Below are 18092 nucleotides of genomic sequence, written 5' to 3'. Positions count from 1 at the left end.
AGGGGCCGGCCACCACCCGGTGGTCGGCCCCTCGCCGTCCGGGTCCGGCGGCGCTCAGGCGCCGCCGAGCATCTCCTCGAACGACGGCACGGCGTCGTAGAGCCCGCCGCGGGCGACCGGCTCGCGGGCCGCGACGCGCGCCGCGAGCTCGCCCGCCGCCCGCCGGATGCGTGCCGGCAGCGGTGAGACCTGCTCGGTGCCGGCGTCGGCCCAGTCGTCGGTGGCCGCGAACACGGTGGTCGGGACCACGTCCGCCTGGAGGTACGCGAAGAGCGGGCGCAGCGCGTGCTCGAGCGCCAGCGAGTGGCGCACGGTGCCGCCGGTGGCGCCCAGCAGCACGGGCGTGGCGCGCAGCGCCTGCGGGTCCAGCACGTCGACGAACGACTTGAAGAGCCCCGCGTAGGACGCGGCGTACACGGGGGAGACGGCGACGACCCCGTCGGCACCCGCGAGCGCGCTCTGGGCGGCGGCGAGCTCGGGGCGGGCGTAGCCCGTCAGCGTCATGTCGACGACGTCGTGGGCGAGCGGGCGCAGCTCGACGACCTCGACGACGGTGTCGATGCCCCGGGCGGCGAGGTCGGCGACGGTGGCCTCGGTCAGCCGGTCGGCGAGCAGGCGCGTCGACGACGGCTGCGACAGGCCGCCGGAGACGACGACGAGGGAACGGGACGGCATGGGGTCCTCCTGGGTGGGTCCGTCAGCGGGTGGCGGCGTCCGCCGCGGCGAGGTCGTCCTCGGCGGTGCGGCCGGTCCAGTGGTCGGCGGCCGCGACGGGCTGTGCGGCCTGCTGCCCCGCGGCGCGGGCGGCGGCCACGCGCTCGGCGTGCGTCGGGGGGTTCGCCGGCACGTCCGCGGGGCGGCGCGACTCGGCCTCGCGGCGCAGCACGGGCACGACGTCCTCGGCGAGGATGTCGATCTGCTCCAGCACGGTCTTGAGCGGCAGGCCGGCGTGGTCCATGAGGAACAGCTGGCGCTGGTAGTGACCGACCTGCTCCCAGAAGGCGCCGTACCGGTCGATGACCTGCTGCGGGCTGCCGACGGTCAGCGGCGTCTCGCGCGTGAAGTCCTCCATCGACGGCCCGTGCCCGTAGACGGGCGCGTTGTCGAAGTAGGGGCGGAACTCGTCCCAGGCGTCCTGGCTGTTCTTCCGCATGAACACCTGGCCGCCGAGCCCGACGATCGCCTGGTCGGCACGGCCGTGCCCGTGGTGCTCGTACCGCTGCCGGTAGAAGCTCACCATCTGCGCGGTGTGCTCCATGGGCCAGAAGATCGCGTTGTGCAGGAACCCGTCGCCGTAGTACGCGGCCTGCTCGGCGATCTCGGGGGAGCGGATCGACCCGTGCCAGACGAACGGCGCGACGCCGTCGAGCGGGCGCGGCGTGGACGTGAATCCCTGCAGGGGTGTGCGGAACTTCCCGCTCCAGTCGACGACGTCCTCCTCCCAGAGGCGCCGCAGCAGGGCGTAGTTCTCGATCGCGAGCGGGATGCCCTGGCGGATGTCCTTGCCGAACCACGGGTAGACCGGGCCGGTGTTGCCGCGGCCCATCATGAGGTCCATGCGCCCGTCGGCGATGACCTGGAGCATCGCGTACTCCTCGGCCAGGCGGACGGGGTCGTTGGTGGTGATGAGGGTGGTCGCGGTCGACAGCACGATGTTCTTGGTGCGGCCGGCGAGGTAGCCGAGCATGGTCGTGGGGGACGACGGCACGAACGGCGGGTTGTGGTGCTCACCGGTGGCGAAGACGTCGAGCCCGGCGGCGTCCGCGTGCTCGGCGATCGTCAGCATGGCGCGCACGCGCTCGGTGTCGTCGGGGGTCCGGCCGGTCGTGGGGTCCGTCGTGACGTCTCCGACGGAGAAGATCCCGAACTGCATGGTGCACCTCGCTGGTCCAGGTCGATGCGTTTGCATCGATCAGGCACCTCAACCGCGCGGGCTGCCCGACTATTCCGCCGGCGTGGGCGTCGGCGACGGGAAGTCCGGTCGCGTGGACACGACCGTCGTCAGCCGGTCCGTGTCCGTCATCAGGGCCCGGGTCATCCCGGGTTCCTGCGCCACCAGCCCGGCGGCCACCAGCAGCAGCAGCAGGCCGAGCCGCACGCGCGTACCGCGCCGCAGGCCCCCGCCGCGGGCGCCGTCACTCGCCGACGAACGCATCGACCCTCCGGTCCTCGTGGTGGGCACGCACCGGCCGTGCCCGGCGCGTCTCGACGACCGAGATCACCTCGAGCGTCGCCAGCGCCAGCAGCGGCGGCACCAGCATCACGGCACGGCCCTGGGCCGACGTCGCCCACGTGAGCAGCGAGCCCCAGCCGCGGTGCACGTCCAGCACCACCCCCCGCACCCGCTCGACCGGCGTCGCGTTGGCGTCGGGCGCGGGGTTGGCGTCGCCCTGCGTGCGGATGTACGCCTGCAGCACCGGCGAGCCGTCGGGCTCGAGCAGGGGCTCCATCCGCCCCGAGCCGTCGTCGACCTCCTGCATCGCCGGCAGGTTGTGCAACGACACGATGCGGTGCGTGACGAGGCCGGCGGATCCCACCGGCTGGAACGTCACGATGAGGCCCGGCTTGAGCTCCGACGGCTCCGTCACCGCGTGCAGCACCACCACGTCGCCCGCCAGGAACTGCGGGGCCATCGACCCCGAGGTGACGATGAGCAGCCGCTCGCCCTGCGCCTGGAACCACAGCGGCACGGCCAGCGAGACGAGGTACGCCACGACGCCCACGGCGACCACCGCCCACAGCGCCACGCCCGTCGCCCGGCGCCACCACGGCACGCGCGGGCGCACCGTCGCCCGGGGGGCGCGGCGCTCGACGAGAGGCCGGGTGGTCGTCGTGGCGTTCACGGTCGGATCAGTTGTTGACCGTCTGCTCGGAGTCGACCTGGAACGTCAGCGCGGCGGTCGTGCTCTGGTACTCGTTGCCCGCGTCGCGCGACATGTCGACGCGGACGCACAGCGTCTCCGCGCCCGTGACCGCGGCCAGGACGCGGTCACCCGTCTGTGCGCCGGGCGTCGGGCTGCCCACGATCGGCGTCACCGCCCCCGGAAGGCCGAACTCCCGCTCCACCAGCTCGAGGGAGTCCCCGAGCACGAGGGCGTCCTCGACGCTCGTGAGCGTGCACGTGGCGTCCTGGAGGATGCGCGTGCGCAGCTGGGTGGTGAGGTCCGCGGCGTCGTCCGCGCCCTGCGCCGCCGACAGGCTCACGGCGTACCGCAGCTCCAGCGACCCGGTGTTGCGCACGGTCACGGGCGCGACCACGGTGCCGCCCGGCGCCAGCCCGCCCATGGGCATCTCGAACGACGCGCCCTCGGCGGCGAGCACCAGGGTGCCCGTCCGTAGCGCACCGGGCAGCGTGTCCTGGTCGGTGAACAGCGCCGACGTGGTCAGCGACGTCACGCCCACGGCGGCGAGCACGAGGATCGAGCCGGTGGCCCACGCGCGCCGGTGCCGTGCGACGTCCTGCCGCGACGGCGCGGGGTCGATCATCTCCTCGAGCAGCTCGTCCATCATGGGGCGGTCCCTCCTGCGTGCCCGGGGCGGTCGGCGCGTCCCGCGGCCCGCGGACGCACCCCACCCTCTTCGGCAGGACTCGGCTTCCCGGTCACGAACCTTGAGCGGACCGCCCGCGCTTCACCCGATGGGGTGAAGCGCGGGGGTGCCGGGCGGGTGCACGTCGCCGGCCGGGGCCGGCCGGGCCCACAGGTAGCCCTGCGCACGGTCGACCTCGAGGCGGGCCAGGGTGCGGGCCGTCGCCTCGTCCTCGACGCCCTCGGCGACCACGCGCAGCCCGAACGAGTGCGCGAGGTCCACCATGGCCTGCACCACGACCTCCGACCCCGCCCGGCCGCCCTCGCCCAGGTCGGCGACGAAGAGGCGGTCGATCTTCAACTCGGCCACCGGCAGGTCGCGCAGCTGGGAGATCGAGGTCGTCCCCGTGCCGAAGTCGTCGATCGCGACGGCCACGCCCAGCGCCTGCAGGCGCTCCAGCACGGGGACCACGCGCGAGGGGTCCGCGACGAGCGCCGTCTCCGTGATCTCGACCTCGAGCAGCGAGGGCGCCACGCCGTGCTCCGCGAGGAGCCGCTCGATCGTGTCGACCACGGCAGGGCTCACGACGTCGTGCGCGGACAGGTTGACCGCCACCGGGACCTGGTGCCCCTGCTCCTGCCAGCGCGCGAGCTGGCGCACCGACTCCTCGAGCGCGAACGTCGTGACACGGTGGATGAGGCCGGACTGCTCGGCCAGCGGCACGAAGACGCCCGGCGGCAGCAGGCCGCGGGTCGGGTGGCGCCAGCGGATCAGCGCCTCCAGGCCGACGGTGCGCTGCGAGGCCAGCTCGATCTTGGGCTGGTAGTGCATCTCGAGCTGCGCCGGCCGGTCGTCGGGACGCTCCCCGAGCGCCCGGTGCAGCTCACCGAGGAGCACCAGGCGGGCCGGGGACGAGTCGTCCGCGTCGGGCGAGTACACGCTGACGCCGGCGCGGTGGTGCTTGGCGGCGTACATCGCGATGTCCGCGGTGCGCATGAGCGAGGAGGCGTCGGCCGCGTGGTCCGGCAGGCACGCCACCCCCACGGACGTCTCGACGTGCAGGGCGATGTCGGTGAGCTCGAACGGCTGGGCGAACAGGCCCCGCACGCGCCGCGCCAGGCGCTCGGCGTTGGCGACCGTCCGCACGTCGGGCAGCAGGATCGCGAACTCGTCGCCGCCGAGGCGCGCCACCACGTCGTCGTCCCGCAGCGCGTGGCGCAGCCGCTCGGCCACCTGCTGCAGCAGCTCGTCGCCGTGGTCGTGCCCCAGGGTGTCGTTGATGTCCTTGAACCGGTCGATGTCGAGCAGGATCAGCCCGACGCGGGCCCCCTCGTCGGCGACGCGGTCGATCGCGCGCTGCATCTGGTCGGACAGCAGTCGGCGGTTGGGCAGCCCCGTCAGGGAGTCGAGCAGGGCGAGGCGCGCGTTCTCCAGCGCGGTCGTGCGCAGCCGGCGTGACGTCGCGTGCACGATGCGGAACAGCAGCAGCCACAGCAGCGCCAGGCTGCCGACGACGACGAGGCCGACGGTGCGCGTCGTCGAGCGCAGCGTCTCCTGGGTGGCCGTGCGGTCGAGCATGACCTCCGCCGCGCCCACCCGGTCGTCGGGGCTGACGCCGGACCGGGCGTCGGGTGTCGCCGTGTCGGCCAGCGTCACCGGCACGTAGACGTCGAGGACGGTGCGCTGGTCGTTGGACGCGCGCCCGGCGCGCACGTCGGGCTGGACCAGGGCGTCCGGCGTGCCCGACTGCATGACACGGGCCAGGCGTTCCGCGTGCGGCAGGCCGGTGGTTGCCGCGTCCGACGAGTACATGAGCCGCCCGTCGGCGCTCCACAGCCGCAGCTCGACGAGCTCGTCGTCGAACCCGCGGGTGGCCGTCGCCACGGCCGCCTGCTCGGCGGTGGACAGCACGCCGGTGGCGAACGCCGAGGAGGGCACCACACCCGCGGCGTACACCGCGACGCGCGTGGCCGAGCCGGTGCCGTCGCGCAGCGCCTGCCCCCGCAGCTGCGTGGACGTCACCAGCACCAGCGCCACGCCCACCAGCACCATCCCGACGAGGCTCACGACGGCGAACCGGCGCGTGGGACTCGGACGTCGGCGACCAGCTGGCACGTGCACCTCGCGGCTCGGGGCCCCGGTGGACGGGGGGCTCGCCCGCCAGGGTATGCCGTGGGGCCTCCGGGGTGCGGCTGCCCCCGCAGGCCGCGCGTGTCCAGTGGTGCGGGAACGCGCCGGCGACCCGGCGTGTTGTCACCGTCGGTGCCGCCGCGCGGGCGGGACCGGAAGGAGCGCGGCCGTGACCGACCCCCGCACGTACCCCGTCACCAAGTCCGACGAGCAGTGGGCGCTCGAGCTCGAGCCCCAGGAGTTCGCGGTGCTGCGCCGCGCCGGCACGGAGCGGGCGTGGACCGGTGAGCTGCTCGACGAGCACCGCGCGGGCGTGTACCGGTGCCGCGCGTGCGGCAACGAGCTGTTCCGCTCCGACACCAAGTTCGACTCGCACTGCGGGTGGCCCAGCTTCTTCTCCCCGCTGGCCGGCGACAGGGTGGAGCTGCTGACCGACCGCAGCCACGGCATGGTGCGCACCGAGGTCCGCTGCGCGCGCTGCGGGTCGCACCTGGGGCACGTGTTCGACGACGCCCCGCAGACCCCCACGGGCGACCGGTTCTGCATGAACTCCGTCAGCCTGACGTTCGAGCCGGCGGGCGCGTCCCCCGGTGACGCGGGGCCGACCGCCGGCTGAGGGCCGAGCGGGTGACGACACGCCGCGACACGCCGCCGTCGAGGAAGTCCGTCCTGGACACGACTGAAGTGCACGGCACGCCATGCCGATAATGCGGACGTGGACGAGGTCCTGACTGTTCGGCGATGGCGGCGATACGGTGCCGACCGCCTCTACGTGACGCACGAGACGGGTGCGCGCGTGGGTTCCGTCGACCTCCAGTCCGGCGAGGTCGTCGCGGACGACCCCGTCCTGGAGGCCAGGGTGCGACGCGCGGCGCAGGCGTACCTGCGCTCGGACGTCCCCGAGCTCGTGCTGCCCGTCACCTCCGCGCTCGCCTCGATCGACGCCCTCGAGGGCGTCGGCCCGGGGGCGTGGCCGGGCGAGGACGAGGACCATCCCCGCGGCGAGCGCGGCAGCCCGGTGGGCTCGCGGCTGGAGCGGCTCGCCGAGGAGGGCTGGCAGGTCCTGCACGACGTGCCGCTGGGGCGCCAGGGCACGGTCGTCGAGCACCTGCTGCTGGGGCCGGGCGGCATCTGGACCGTGACCGAGCGGCGCCACCCGGGCAGTCACGTGCGGGTCGCGGGGCGGACCCTGCAGGTGGACGGCCGTGCGCTGCCGTACCTGCGCGACGCGCGGCTCGAGGCGGGCCGGGTGCAGGGTCTGCTGCAGTCCGCCGGGTGCGCGGGGGTGAGCGTGCGTGCGGTGCTCGTGGTCACCGGTGACCTCGACCGCGACGTGCAGGACCCGCCGCAGGACGCGCTCGTGGTGGCGCGGCACGAGGTGCCGAACGTCTTCCGCCGGCTGCCCGAGCGGCTCGACCCGGCACGGGTCCCGGCCATCGCGCAGGTGGCCCGCCGCCGCACCACCTGGGCGCGCTGACCGCGCGGCGACCGCTGCGGGAGGATGGGCGCATGAGCGACGAGCCCGTGCTGCGTGTCGAGCGGGAGCTGGGGCTGTTCCTGCGCCGCGCGCGGGCGGCCTCCGCCGGTGTGGCGCGGTCCGTGCACCCCGACCTCGACGGCTCCGCGTACCTGCTGCTGTCGGCCGTCGCCCGGACGCCGGGGACCCGGACCAGCGACCTCGCGGAGCTGCTGGGGGTGGGGCGCGGCACGATGTCGCGCCAGGTGACCCGGCTGGAGCGGCTGGGCCTGCTGGTGCGGCGCCCGGACCCGCACGACTCGCGCAGCCAGCCCCTCGAGCTCACGGCCGAGGGGGAGCGGCGGATGGCCCACGCGCGTGCCGCGCGCCAGGAGTACCTGCACCGCTCGCTCGAGGGGTGGCAGGACGACGAGCTGCTGCGGCTCGCCGACCTGCTGGGGCGCCTCAACGACGACCTGGTCCGGGGCGCGGGGCGGCCCGCCGACCCGCACTGAGGCGGGCGGGCCGGGCCGTGCGCGCCGGCCCCGGAGGGGCGGGCTGCTCGTCAGCGAGCCGCGGCGGGCTGCCCCTGGTCGGCCTGCGCGGCGAGCCGCTGCTCCAGGCCCGACGCCCGACCCAGCGGGACCTCCCGCAGCGCCAGCACGGCGACCAGCGCCAGCAGCGCGACGGGCGCCCCGATGAGGAAGAGCTCGGCCACGCCGGTCCCGAACGCGTGCTCGACCACCTGGCGGACCGGACCGGGCAGCGTCGCGAGGTCCGGCAGGGACGCCGCACCGCCGGACCCCAGGGCGGCGGGGTCGGCGCCGAGGTCCGTCAGCCCGTCGGCGATCCGGTGCGACACGCGCGTGGACAGCACGGCACCCAGCGCTGACACGCCGATCGCCCCGCCGAGGGTGCGGAAGAACGCGACCGTCGCGGTGCCGGCGCCCATGTCGGTGATCGGCAGCGTGTTCTGCGTCGCGAGCACGAGGTTCTGCATGAGCATGCCGACGCCGGAGCCGATGACCAGCATGGACAGCCCGACGAACGTGAAGCTCGTGCGCTCGTCGATGGTGCCCATGAGCGTCAGGCCCGCGGTCAGCAGGACCGCACCGGCGACCATGATCTTCTTGTAGTGCCCGCTGCGGGAGATCGCCCGCCCCGAGAGCGTCGAGGCGACGAACGTGCCCAGGACCATGGGGATGGTGAGCAGGCCCGACTCGGTCGGGGTCTTGCCGCGGGCCAGCTGCATGTACTGGCTGAGGAAGACCTGGGTGCCGAACAGTGCGATCCCGACCGCGACCGACGCGAGGACCGTGAGCACCACGGTGCGGTTGCGGAACAGGTGCAGCGGGATCATCGGCTCGGCCGCGCGCGACTCGACCGCGACCACGGCCACGATGCCGAGGGCGGAGCCGCCGACCATGACCGCGGTCTGCCACGACAGCCAGTCGAACGAGGACCCGGCGAACGTCACCCACAGCAGGAGCGTGGCGATGGATGCCGAGAGCAGGACCGCGCCCGCCCAGTCGATCTGCACGCGCCGTCGGGCCAGGGCGGGCAGGTGCAGCGTGCGCTGCAGCACGACGATCGCCGCGACGGCGAACGGCAGGCCGACGAAGAAGTTCCAGCGCCAGCCGGCCGCGTCGGTGATGACGCCGCCGAGCAGCGGGCCGCCGACCATGCCGACGGCCATGACGGCACCCATGAGTCCCATGTACCGCCCGCGCTCGCGAGGGCTGATGATGTCGGCGATGAGCACGGTGCCCAGCGCGGTCAGGCCGCCGGCGCCGATGCCCTGCAGGGCGCGCATCCCGATGAGCATCTCCGTGGTGTGGGCGAGCCCGGCCAGCGCCGAGGAGATGACGGAGACTGCCAGCGCCAGCTGGATGAGCAGCTTGCGGTCCACGAGGTCGGCCAGCTTGCCCCAGATCGGCGTCGAGACGGTGGTGGTCAGGAGCGTCGCGGTGACGACCCACGTGAACGCGGACTGGCTGCCGCCGAGGTCCGTGATGATGCGGGGCAGGGACGTCGACACCACGCTCGTCGCGAGGATCGAGACGAACATCCCCAGCAGGATCCCGGACAGGGCCTCGAGGACCTCGCGGTGCGTCATCGGTGCGGGGGAGGCCCCGGCGGGGGTGGGGCTGTCGACGGTGGTGCCGTCGACGGGGGGAGTGCTGCTCACAGACGGTGCTCGCTTCCGGGCGCGGGGACGGGTCGACCGGGCGTCGTCGGCGGTCGGGCTGGGGGTCGGACGGGCTGAGGGCGGCCGCGGCCGGCCGGGCGGACCGGGCGGGTGAGCGGTCGAGAGGGCGCGGTCGGGTGCAGGTGCCGACAGTTGCTCCAGGCAACTCTACGTCCGATCGTTACCCCGGGCAACATCTTTGGGGTGGTCCGTCACGGTGCGCCGCCGCGGCCCCGCGGGTGCGGGCCGGGCGGCGCACCGCTCCCGCAGGTCAGGCGGACGCGGGCCGGCCGCGCCGCTGGACCTTCAGGCCCTCCATGTCCTCGAGCTGCACACCCTTGGTCTCGGGCACCTTGGTCAGCACGAAGAAGAACGAGATGAGCGCGAAGCTCGCGTACATCGCGTACGGGATGGACGCACCGAAGCGGTCGAGCATCTCGGGGAACGACAGCGTGATGAGGAAGTTGGCCACCCACTGCGCCGACGCGGCCACGCCGAGCGCCGCCGCACGGATGCGGTTGGGGAACATCTCGCCGAGCAGCACCCACACCAGCGGGCCCCACGTCGCACCGAAGAACACGACGAACGCGTTGGCCGCCACCAGGGCGATCACGCCCCACGAGCCCTCCAGGCTGATCGCGTCGCCCGTCCCCGTGGCCTTCGTGAACGCGAACGCCATCGTCCCCAGCGCCACGGTCATCCCCAGCGAGCCGATGAGCAGCAGCGGGCGCCGCCCGACCTTGTCGATGAGCCCGATGGCGATGAACGTCACCAGCACGTTGGTCACGGCGGTGAAGGTGGAGATGAGGAACGACTGGCTCTCCTCGAACCCGACGGCCTGCCACAGCGTGGTGGAGTAGTAGAAGATCACGTTGATGCCGACGAACTGCTGGAAGACCGACAGCAGGATGCCCACCCACACCACGGGCAGCAGCCCCAGCACCGGGCCGCGCAGGCTCGCCTGGTTCGCCAGCTCCTGGTCGGTGCGGATCGTGGTCTCGATCTGCGCGACGCGCTCCTCGGGGTCCTCGTCCGCACCGAGGACGTCCGCGAGGACCGCCTTGGCCTCCTCGCGGTGCCCCTGCGCCACGAGGTAGCGCGGCGACTCCGGGATCCGCAGCGCCAGGATCCCGTACACGGCAGCGGGGACGACGCACACCAGGAACATCCACCGCCACGCCGCGAGCCCGAACCACAGCTCCTGCGACGCGCCCCCGGCCGCCGTCGCGAGCAGCTGGTCCGACAGCAGGGCGGCGAAGATGCCCAGCGTGATGGCGAGCTGCTGCAGGGACCCGAGCCGGCCCCGCAGCGACGCCGGGGCGATCTCCGCGATGTACGCGGGGGCGATGACGGACGCGATGCCGATGCCGATGCCGGCCACGACGCGCCAGATCGCCAGGTCCCACGCGGAGAACGCGAACGCCGAGAGCACCGAGGAGACGAAGAAGAGGACGGCGCCCAGCACCATGACGCGCGTCCGGCCCCAGCGGTCGGACAGCCGGCCCCCGAGCCACGCGCCCAGGGCCGACCCGAGCAGCGCGACGGCCACCACGAACCCCGTGACGACGCCGGACAGCTCGAACGTGCCCTCGACCGCGTCCACGGCGCCGTTGATCACCGAGGAGTCGAACCCGAAGAGGAACCCGCCGACGGCGGCCGCGACCGCCAGGCCGATCGCCTTGCCCTTGTACTTCGTCGCGCCCGCAGGCGACCTCTGCCCCGATCCCGCGTCGCCCATGGTCAGCACACCCCCCGCCAAGTCCGGGCCCCTCCCGGTCAGACTTACTGTGGCCCTGCCCCGTGCGGTGCGCACGCGGGGCGGGGCGGCGGTACGGCGGGTGGCGACTGGTGCGTCGCCCGCCGCCGGGGGATCATGCCGCGATGAGCACGGACGGGAACGGGACGGGCGCGGCGGCGGGCGGCTCGGGGGGTGGGCGGCGGCACCACCGTCCCGTCGTCATGGACCCCGCCGCGGCCGACGAGCTGCCGGGCGACGTGGACCCGGCGCTGCGCGACGAGATCGCGCACACCACGGCGGGTGCGCTCGTGCGCCACGGCCGGGCCACGGAGGACCCGCAGGTGGTGGCGCGCCTGGTGGCGCTCGTCGAGACCGAGGGGCTCGACGAAGTGGCGGCGATGTGGGCGGACAGCCCGCCCGAGACGCTGCCGGGGGCGCTGTGGCGCCTGTACGTGCTGCGCGAGTGGGTACGGCGCGACCCGGCGACGGTCGCCGACCGGTACCGCCAGGGCGTGGCCGCCGCACCGGTGCACGACGCGGTCGCCGGCGTGGTCGACGCGCCCGGACCGCAGGACGTGCGCGCGGTCGCGGACGCCGTGCTGTCCGGCGTGTACACCGGCGACCTCGCCGTCGCGCTGGAGCGCGCGGCGGCGTTCTGCCAGGTCCTGGCCACCGGTGCCGCCTTCGACGCGGACCACCTCGAGGAGCTGGACCCGCGGGCGGCCGTGCGCCAGACGCGCGGCGCCGCCTCCCTGGTCCGCACCGCCGAGGAGCTCGTGCGCGCGGCGCAGCTGTGGCGGCTCGACCGGCTCGAGTGACGCCCGCCGCGTACACTGGTCACGCGACGCCGGGTCGGTAGCCCCGGGCTCCATCATCAGCCGCTTCGAGCGGCCACGCGCCGAGAGGCGCTCCGGCCCGGCGTCGTCTCGCACGCGAGGGTGCACCACGGGGCGGCGTCCCGCATGAGACCTCGGTCCGTCACGAGCCCTGTTCTGCGCCCGTTACGCTGAGCAACGGCCCCATCCCCGGGGCTCATCACCAGTCGACGACCCGGAGCCTTCCGTGCGCCTGCGCCTGACACCGCGCGACACCTCGTACTTCGACCTCTTCGCCGCGTCCGCGACGCATCTCGTCACGGGTGCGAACCTGCTGGCGGAGATGCTCGGCGCCGACCGCGCCACCCGCAAGGAGATCAACAAGCGGATGGCGGAGGCCGAGCACGCCGCCGACGACGCGACGCACACGATCATGCGCCGCCTCAACCAGACGTTCGTCACCCCCTTCGACCGGGACGACATCTACGACCTGGCCTCGAGCCTCGACGACTGCATGGACTACATGGACGAGGCGTCCGACCTCATCGTCCTGTACAAGGTCGACGAGCTGCCCGCGCGGGTGTCCGACCAGGTGCAGGTCCTGCAGCGTGCCGCCGAGCTCACCGCCGAGGCGATGCCGCGGCTGCGGTCGATGGACTCGCTGCAGGAGTACTGGGTCGAGGTCAACCGCCTCGAGAACCAGGCGGACAAGTCGCACCGCAAGCTGCTCGCGCAGATGTTCGACGAGATCGCCGACCCGATCCTGCTCATGAAGCTCAAGGAGATCGTCGAGAAGCTCGAGGACGCGGCGGACGCCTTCGAGAAGGTGGCCAACACGGTCGAGACGATCGCGCTCAAGGAGTCCTGAGCACCCGTGGAACCTGTGCTCGTCGTCTTCGTCGTCGCGCTCGCTCTCGGGTTCGACTACACGAACGGCTTCCATGACGCCGCCAACGCCATCGCCACGTCGGTCTCGACGCGCGCGCTGACGCCGCGCGCGGCGCTGATCATGGCGGCCGTCATGAACTTCGCCGGCGCCCTGCTCGGCACCGAGGTGGCCGAGACCATCGCCACGTCGATCGTCGACCTGCAGGGCGAACCACCGCACTCAGCGCTCGTGGTCGTGCTCTGCGCACTCGTGGGCGCGATCACGTGGAACCTGGTCACGTGGTGGTTCGGCCTGCCCTCGTCGTCCACGCACGCCCTCATCGGCGGGCTGGTCGGGGCGGGGCTCGCCGCCGGCTTCGGCATCTACGGCTCGGCGATCGTCGACAAGGTCGTCCTGCCGATGATCTTCTCGCCGCTCATCGGCTTCGGCCTGGCGTTCGCCGTGATGGTCGGGCTGCTGTGGCTCATCCGCAACCGCCCCCCGACGCGCGTGAACCGCCGGTTCCGCATCGCGCAGACCGTCTCGGCCGCCGCCATGGCGCTCGGGCACGGCCTGCAGGACGCGCAGAAGACGATGGGCGTCATCTACCTGGCGCTCCTCACCGCCGGGTGGGCCGACCCCGACGAGGGCATCCCGCTGTGGGTCAAGCTCGCCGCTGCCGCCGCGATCTCGGCCGGCACCTACGCCGGTGGCTGGCGCATCATGCGGACGCTCGGCCGCAAGATCATCGAGCTCGACCCGGCGCGCGGGTTCGTCGCCGAGTCGGTCTCCGCGGTCGTGCTCTACGTCAACGCCTTCGCGCTGCACGCGCCCGTCTCGACGACGCACACCATCACGTCCGCGATCATGGGCGTCGGCGCCACCAAGCGGCTGTCGGCCGTGCGCTGGGGCGTCGCCAAGAACATCGCGGGTGCCTGGATCCTCACGATCCCGGCTGCCGCGCTGGTGGCGGCCGTCGTCTTCTGGGTGCTGCACCCGATCCTGGGCTGAGCGGCGTCAGGCCGCCGGGACGGGCGACCGGTGGCGCTCGACGGCCAGCACCCGCACCCCGCGCGGTGTCAGGCCGGCGTGCGCCACCAGCAGCTCCGCCGGGGCCAGGAACGGGTTGCCGTGGGGCAGCGCGTCGGCCACGGGGCGGCGGCTGTGCTCGGCCAGCACGTCGAGCACGGTCGGCAGCACCGGGCGGTGGGTGCACAGCACCGTGTCCCGGCGGCCGTCCAGCAGCTCGCGGACCGTCCCGCCCACGCGGGCCGGTGAGGCGTCGTGCTCGGCCTCGGTGAGCACCTCCGCCACCTGCGGGTCCACCCCCGCGGCCGCGGCGTAGGGCGCCACCGTCGCCGCGCAGCGCTCCCACCGGCTCGTCACCACGTGCTCCACGCCGAACGCGGCCAGCGCCGGCGTCATCGTCGTCGCCTGGCGCCGCCCCAGGCCCGTCAGCGGACGGTCGTCCTCCGTGCCGTCCCAGAGGCTGCGCTTGCGTGCCTGCCCGTGGCGGGCGACCACCAGCGCGTGGGTGTCCAGCCGGCCCTTCTCGTGGGCCTCGACGAGCGCGTCCAGCGGGCGGCTGTCGGCGCCGCGGGTGAGCCGGTGGCCCGCCTGCGCCACGTCGAACCACTCCCAGAAGTCGATCTCGGACCGGTCGGCGTGTGGCACGGGCGGTCGCGCCCGCAGCGGCGCCTCGTCACCCCGTCCGGCCACGCGGGCGGCCCAGTAGTGCACGACCTTCTGCCGTCCGTCGGCCAGCCGGTACTCCAGGCCGGGCAGAGGCAGCCCCAGGACGACCGCCAGCCCGGTCTCCTCCTCGACCTCGCGCACCGCCGCGACCGGCGGCAGCTCGCCCGGGTCCAGCTTGCCCTTCGGCCAGGACCAGTCGTGGTAGCGCGGGCGGTGCACGAGCGCGACCTGCAGCCGCCCGGCCCGCTCCCGCCACACGAGCGCGCCGGCCGCCTCGACCGGACCCGCGGCGACGGCCTTCACCGTGCGGCGCCCGGCCGCCGCCTCTGCCGGTGGATGAGGACCTCCTGCAGGTCCGTCAGCGGCCCGTCCGCGCCCTGCGTGTGACGGACCCACTCGCCGTCGGTGCCCAGGTGCCAGGACGACGTGCCGTCGTCCATCGTCTCGTCCAGGTACTCGACGAGCTCGGTGATCTGGGCCGGGTCGGCCACCCGCACCAGCGCCTCCACCCGGCGGTCGAGGTTGCGGTGCATGAGGTCGGCCGACCCGATGAAGACCTCGGGGCCCTCGAAGCCGTCGCCGTCGTCGGGGGTGGCGTGGGCGAACGCGAAGACGCGGGAGTGCTCCAGGAACCGGCCCAGGATCGAGCGCACCCGGATGTTCTCCGACAGCCCCGGCACGCCGGGGCGCAGCGCGCAGATCCCGCGCACGTTGATGTCCACCGGGACGCCGGCCTGCGACGCGCGGTACAGGGCGTCGATCGTGGTCTCGTCGACCATCGAGTTGACCTTGATCTTGATCCAGGCGGGCTCCCCGCGGCGGGCCGCCGCGGCCTCCCGCTCGATGCGCTCGACCAGCCCGGTGCGCACCGAGCGCGGCGCCACCAGCAGGCGGTGGAACCGCGACTTCGGCGCGTAGCCGGACAGCTGGTTGAACAGGCGCGTGAGGTCCTGGCCGACGTCGGGGTCCGCGGTCAGCAGGCCCAGGTCGGTGTACAGCCGGGCGGTCCGCGGGTGGTAGTTGCCCGTACCCACGTGGCTGTAGCGCCGCAGGCCGTCGGCCTCCTGGCGCACCACCAGCGAGAGCTTGCAGTGCGTCTTCAGCCCGACGATGCCGTACACCACGTGCACGCCGGCCTGCTCGAGCTTGCGGGCCCACGAGATGTTGTTCTGCTCGTCGAACCGCGCCTTGATCTCCACGAGCGCCAGGACCTGCTTGCCGGCCTGCGCGGCGTCGATCAGGGCGTCGACGATCGGCGAGTCGCCCGACGTGCGGTACAGGGTCTGCTTGATCGCCAGCACGGCCGGGTCCGCGGCCGCCTGCTCGAGGAACGTCTGCACCGACGTCGAGAACGAGTCGTACGGGTGGTGCAGCAGGATGTCGCGGGTGCGGATGGCCGCGAAGACGTTCGTCGGGGTCGCGGACTCCACCTCCGCGAGCTGGCGGTGCGTCGCCGGCACGAACCGGGGGAACTGCAGCTCGGGACGGTCCAGGTCGGCGATGAGGTTCAGACCCGTGTGGTCGAGCGGGGCGGGCAGCTCGTAGACGTCGTCCTCGGACATGCCGAGCTCGCGCACCAGGAGCTTGCGGACGCGCGGGCTGATGCCCTCCGCGAGCTCCAGACGCACCGGAGGGCCGAAGCGGCGGCGCAGCAGCTCCTTCTCCATCGCCTTGAGCAGGTTCTCGGCGTCGTCCTCCTCGACCTCCACGTCCTCGTTGCGCGTGATGCGGAACGTGTGGAACTCGCGGACCTCCATGCCGGGGAAGAGCATGTCGAGGTGCTGGGCGATGACGTCCTCGACCGGCACGAACGACATCGGTCCGCGCTCGGGTGCCGCCGTCTGGGGGACCGGGGCCGAGGGCCGGCCGGCCGCGTCGACGGCGATGTACCGCGGCAGCAGCGGCGGCACCTTCACGCGCGCGAAGTGCTCCTTGCCGCTGGCGGGGTTCACCACGCTGACCGCCAGGTTGAGCGACAGCCCCGAGATGTACGGGAACGGGTGCGCCGGGTCCACCGCGAGGGGGGTGAGGACCGGGAAGATCTGGCGACGGAAGAACTTGTGCAGGCGGTCCTGCTCCGCGTCGCCCAGGTCGTCCCAGCGCACGATCGTGATGCCCTCGGCCGCCAGCGCGGGCTGCACGTCGGTCGACAGCACGCGCGCGTGACGCTCCATCAGGGCGTGCGCGCGCTCGCTGATCGCCTCGAGCACCTGGCGCGGCGACAGTCCGGACGCCGCCGTGACGGCGATGCCCGTCGCGATGCGGCGCTTGAGCCCCGCCACGCGGACCATGAAGAACTCGTCGAGGTTGGACGCGAAGATGGCGAGGAAGCGCACGCGCTCGAGCAGGGGCAGGCTCTCGTCCTCCGCCAGCTCCAGGACGCGCTGGTTGAAGGCGAGCCAGGACAGCTCGCGGTCGAGGAACCGGTCGTCGGGCAGGGCGCCGGTGCCCGTGGTCAGCGGCTCGGCAGCGGTCTCCACGTGCTCGGCGATCCGCTCGGCCAGGGCAGGATCGATCGCAGGGGCGTCGGTCATGAACCCATCGTGGCATCGCCGCGGGGCGTCGTCGTGTCGTCCGACGCGCGCACCGTGACGACGTCCCCCGACGGGGTACCAGCGGGCGGCGGCCCGTACATGACGTCCACGGCCGTGCGGGTGAACCCGGCCCGCTCGTACGTGTGCACCGCGACGGTGTTCTCCGCGCCCGTGTACAGGATGACGGTGCGCAGCCCGCGGTCGCGCAGGTGCGCCAGGCCCAGCGCCGTGAGCGCGCGTCCCATGCCCAGGCCCTGCGCGTCCGGGTCGACGCCGACCACGTAGATCTCGCCGACCTCCTCACCGGGCGCGCCGTCCGGGGCCTCGCCGGCCGGGTGCACCTTGGTCCACACGGACCCGAGCAGCTGCCCGTCACGCTCGGCCAGCAGGAACCCTGCCGGGTCGAACCAGGACTCGCCCTCGCGGGCGCGCAGGTCGGCGGACGTCATGCGGCCCTGCTCGGGGTGGTGGGCGAACGCCCGGGCGTTGACCCGCCGCCACGCGTCCTCGTCCTGCCCGGGGACGAACGCGCGGACCTGCACGCCGGGCGGCAGCGCCGCGCCCGGTGGTGGGGTGCCCACGACGTCCGTCGCCATGCGCCACAGCTCCCGCACGACGACCATGCCCGCGCTGCGTGCCGTCGCACGCGCGGCCGGCAGGTCGCCGTGCGCCCACACGTGCAGCCGACGTCCGGGCACCGTCGCGGCCTCCTGGGCCGCGCGCGCCAAAAGTGCACGGGCGACGCCGCGGCGCCGGTGCGCGGGGGCGACGACCAGCTCGGCGCGCACCGTGCTGCTGCTGCCCACGTCGAGCTGGGCGTAGCCGGTGACGGGCCCGTCGGGGTCGGCGCCGTCGTCCGCCACGAGGAGGTGGACGACCGGGGCCTGCGGGTCGAGCAGCCACAGCAGCGGCTGCTCGGACAGGGGGGCCACGCCGTCGGCGCGGGCGGCGTCCTGGTGGAGCGTGCGTACCGCTGCCGCCCGAGCGGGCGGCAGCGCTCCGGTGACGGCGGTGATCGTCGGGACCTCGGTGCCGGGGGCCATGCGTCCATCCCACCACGTGCCGTGCGCCCCGTGGTGCCGGGCGCGCGACGGGCCCGGACGGGTATGGACCGACGTCCAGGATCTGCCGGTAGCGTGG

General features: G+C 73.9%; 17 protein-coding genes. 6 read left to right on the top strand and 11 right to left on the bottom strand.

The genetic code is table 11. The features are described 5' to 3' along the window. Positions 1-54 precede the first annotated feature (54 nt). The 6 genes from KG103_RS14335 to KG103_RS14310 form a co-directional block, all read right to left on the bottom strand. Positions 55-675, bottom strand: coding sequence for a CE1759 family FMN reductase (locus KG103_RS14335; protein ID WP_207339201.1), 621 nt, complete (start codon positions 673-675; stop codon positions 55-57). A gap of 22 nt (positions 676-697) precedes the next feature. After that, positions 698-1873 (bottom strand): LLM class flavin-dependent oxidoreductase, encoded by a 1176-nt coding sequence (locus KG103_RS14330; protein WP_207339200.1) that lies wholly within the window; start codon positions 1871-1873, stop codon positions 698-700. A 69-nt stretch (positions 1874-1942) separates the two neighbouring features. Further along, the gene (locus KG103_RS14325; RefSeq protein WP_207339199.1) at positions 1943-2155 is read right to left on the bottom strand and encodes a hypothetical protein; all 213 of its coding nucleotides are present in this window, start codon (positions 2153-2155) and stop codon (positions 1943-1945) included. Continuing rightward, positions 2136-2843 carry a S24/S26 family peptidase gene (locus tag KG103_RS14320; RefSeq protein ID WP_249670608.1) on the bottom strand — a complete coding sequence of 236 codons (708 nt, stop codon included), beginning with the start codon at positions 2841-2843 and terminating at the stop codon, positions 2136-2138. Before KG103_RS14320 ends, KG103_RS14325 begins: the two co-directional genes overlap by 20 nt. A gap of 7 nt (positions 2844-2850) precedes the next feature. Beyond that, positions 2851-3510, bottom strand: a complete 660-nt coding sequence (locus tag KG103_RS14315; RefSeq protein ID WP_207339198.1) for a TasA family protein — start codon at positions 3508-3510, stop codon at positions 2851-2853. Positions 3511-3630: 120 nt separating this feature from the next. Then, positions 3631-5595, bottom strand: coding sequence for a putative bifunctional diguanylate cyclase/phosphodiesterase (locus tag KG103_RS14310; protein ID WP_249670607.1), 1965 nt, complete (start codon positions 5593-5595; stop codon positions 3631-3633). A 232-nt stretch (positions 5596-5827) separates the two neighbouring features. On the opposite strand from KG103_RS14310, the gene msrB reads away from it, so the two are divergent. The 3 genes from msrB to KG103_RS14295 all read left to right on the top strand — a co-directional run bounded on the left by msrB (position 5828) and on the right by KG103_RS14295 (position 7629). Beyond that, on the top strand, positions 5828-6274 hold the full coding sequence (msrB, locus tag KG103_RS14305) for a peptide-methionine (R)-S-oxide reductase MsrB (protein ID WP_207339197.1): 447 nt from the start codon (positions 5828-5830) through the stop codon (positions 6272-6274). A gap of 180 nt (positions 6275-6454) precedes the next feature. Beyond that, on the top strand, positions 6455-7135 hold the full coding sequence (locus KG103_RS14300) for a nuclease-related domain-containing protein (RefSeq protein WP_249670606.1): 681 nt from the start codon (positions 6455-6457) through the stop codon (positions 7133-7135). A 32-nt stretch (positions 7136-7167) separates the two neighbouring features. Continuing rightward, the gene (locus tag KG103_RS14295) at positions 7168-7629 is read left to right on the top strand and encodes a MarR family winged helix-turn-helix transcriptional regulator (protein WP_207339195.1); all 462 of its coding nucleotides are present in this window, start codon (positions 7168-7170) and stop codon (positions 7627-7629) included. A 50-nt stretch (positions 7630-7679) separates the two neighbouring features. Here the strand turns inward: KG103_RS14295 and KG103_RS14290 are convergent, their stop codons facing one another. Next, on the bottom strand, positions 7680-9302 hold the full coding sequence (locus KG103_RS14290; protein WP_372434843.1) for an MFS transporter: 1623 nt from the start codon (positions 9300-9302) through the stop codon (positions 7680-7682). 271 nt (positions 9303-9573) lie between these two features. Next, entirely contained in the window at positions 9574-11040 is a 1467-nt protein-coding gene (locus tag KG103_RS14285) for a sugar porter family MFS transporter (protein ID WP_207339194.1), read from the bottom strand. Positions 11041-11261: 221 nt separating this feature from the next. Here KG103_RS14285 and KG103_RS14280 point away from each other — a divergent pair, with 221 nt between their 5' ends. The 3 genes from KG103_RS14280 to KG103_RS14270 all read left to right on the top strand — a co-directional run bounded on the left by KG103_RS14280 (position 11262) and on the right by KG103_RS14270 (position 13734). Beyond that, on the top strand, positions 11262-11858 hold the full coding sequence (locus KG103_RS14280; RefSeq protein ID WP_207339866.1) for a hypothetical protein: 597 nt from the start codon (positions 11262-11264) through the stop codon (positions 11856-11858). Between the two features lie 244 nt (positions 11859-12102). Beyond that, positions 12103-12723 carry a DUF47 domain-containing protein gene (locus tag KG103_RS14275; RefSeq protein WP_089798286.1) on the top strand — a complete coding sequence of 207 codons (621 nt, stop codon included), beginning with the start codon at positions 12103-12105 and terminating at the stop codon, positions 12721-12723. A gap of 6 nt (positions 12724-12729) precedes the next feature. Beyond that, positions 12730-13734, top strand: a complete 1005-nt coding sequence (locus KG103_RS14270; protein WP_207339193.1) for an inorganic phosphate transporter — start codon at positions 12730-12732, stop codon at positions 13732-13734. Between the two features lie 6 nt (positions 13735-13740). On the opposite strand, the gene KG103_RS14265 is transcribed toward KG103_RS14270, so the two are convergent. The 3 genes from KG103_RS14265 to mshD are packed head-to-tail and all read right to left on the bottom strand — an operon-like array spanning position 13741 to position 17995. Further along, on the bottom strand, positions 13741-14721 hold the full coding sequence (locus KG103_RS14265) for an NUDIX hydrolase (protein WP_207339192.1): 981 nt from the start codon (positions 14719-14721) through the stop codon (positions 13741-13743). Continuing rightward, complete coding sequence (locus KG103_RS14260) at positions 14718-16952, bottom strand: RNA degradosome polyphosphate kinase (RefSeq protein WP_207339191.1); 2235 nt, start codon at positions 16950-16952, stop codon at positions 14718-14720. Before KG103_RS14260 ends, KG103_RS14265 begins: the two co-directional genes overlap by 4 nt. Continuing rightward, a complete protein-coding gene (mshD, locus tag KG103_RS14255) occupies positions 16949-17995 on the bottom strand; it encodes a mycothiol synthase (protein WP_207339190.1) in 1047 nt (348 codons plus the stop codon). The genes KG103_RS14260 and mshD overlap by 4 nt, the downstream gene beginning before the upstream one ends. Between the last annotated feature and the right edge of the window lie 97 nt (positions 17996-18092).

The sequence above is a fragment of the Cellulomonas wangleii genome, from assembly GCF_018388445.1.
Taxonomy (GTDB): domain Bacteria; phylum Actinomycetota; class Actinomycetes; order Actinomycetales; family Cellulomonadaceae; genus Cellulomonas; species Cellulomonas wangleii.
The sequence above is the reverse complement of the archived record's forward strand: the minus strand, read 5'-3'. Positions and strand labels throughout refer to the sequence as shown.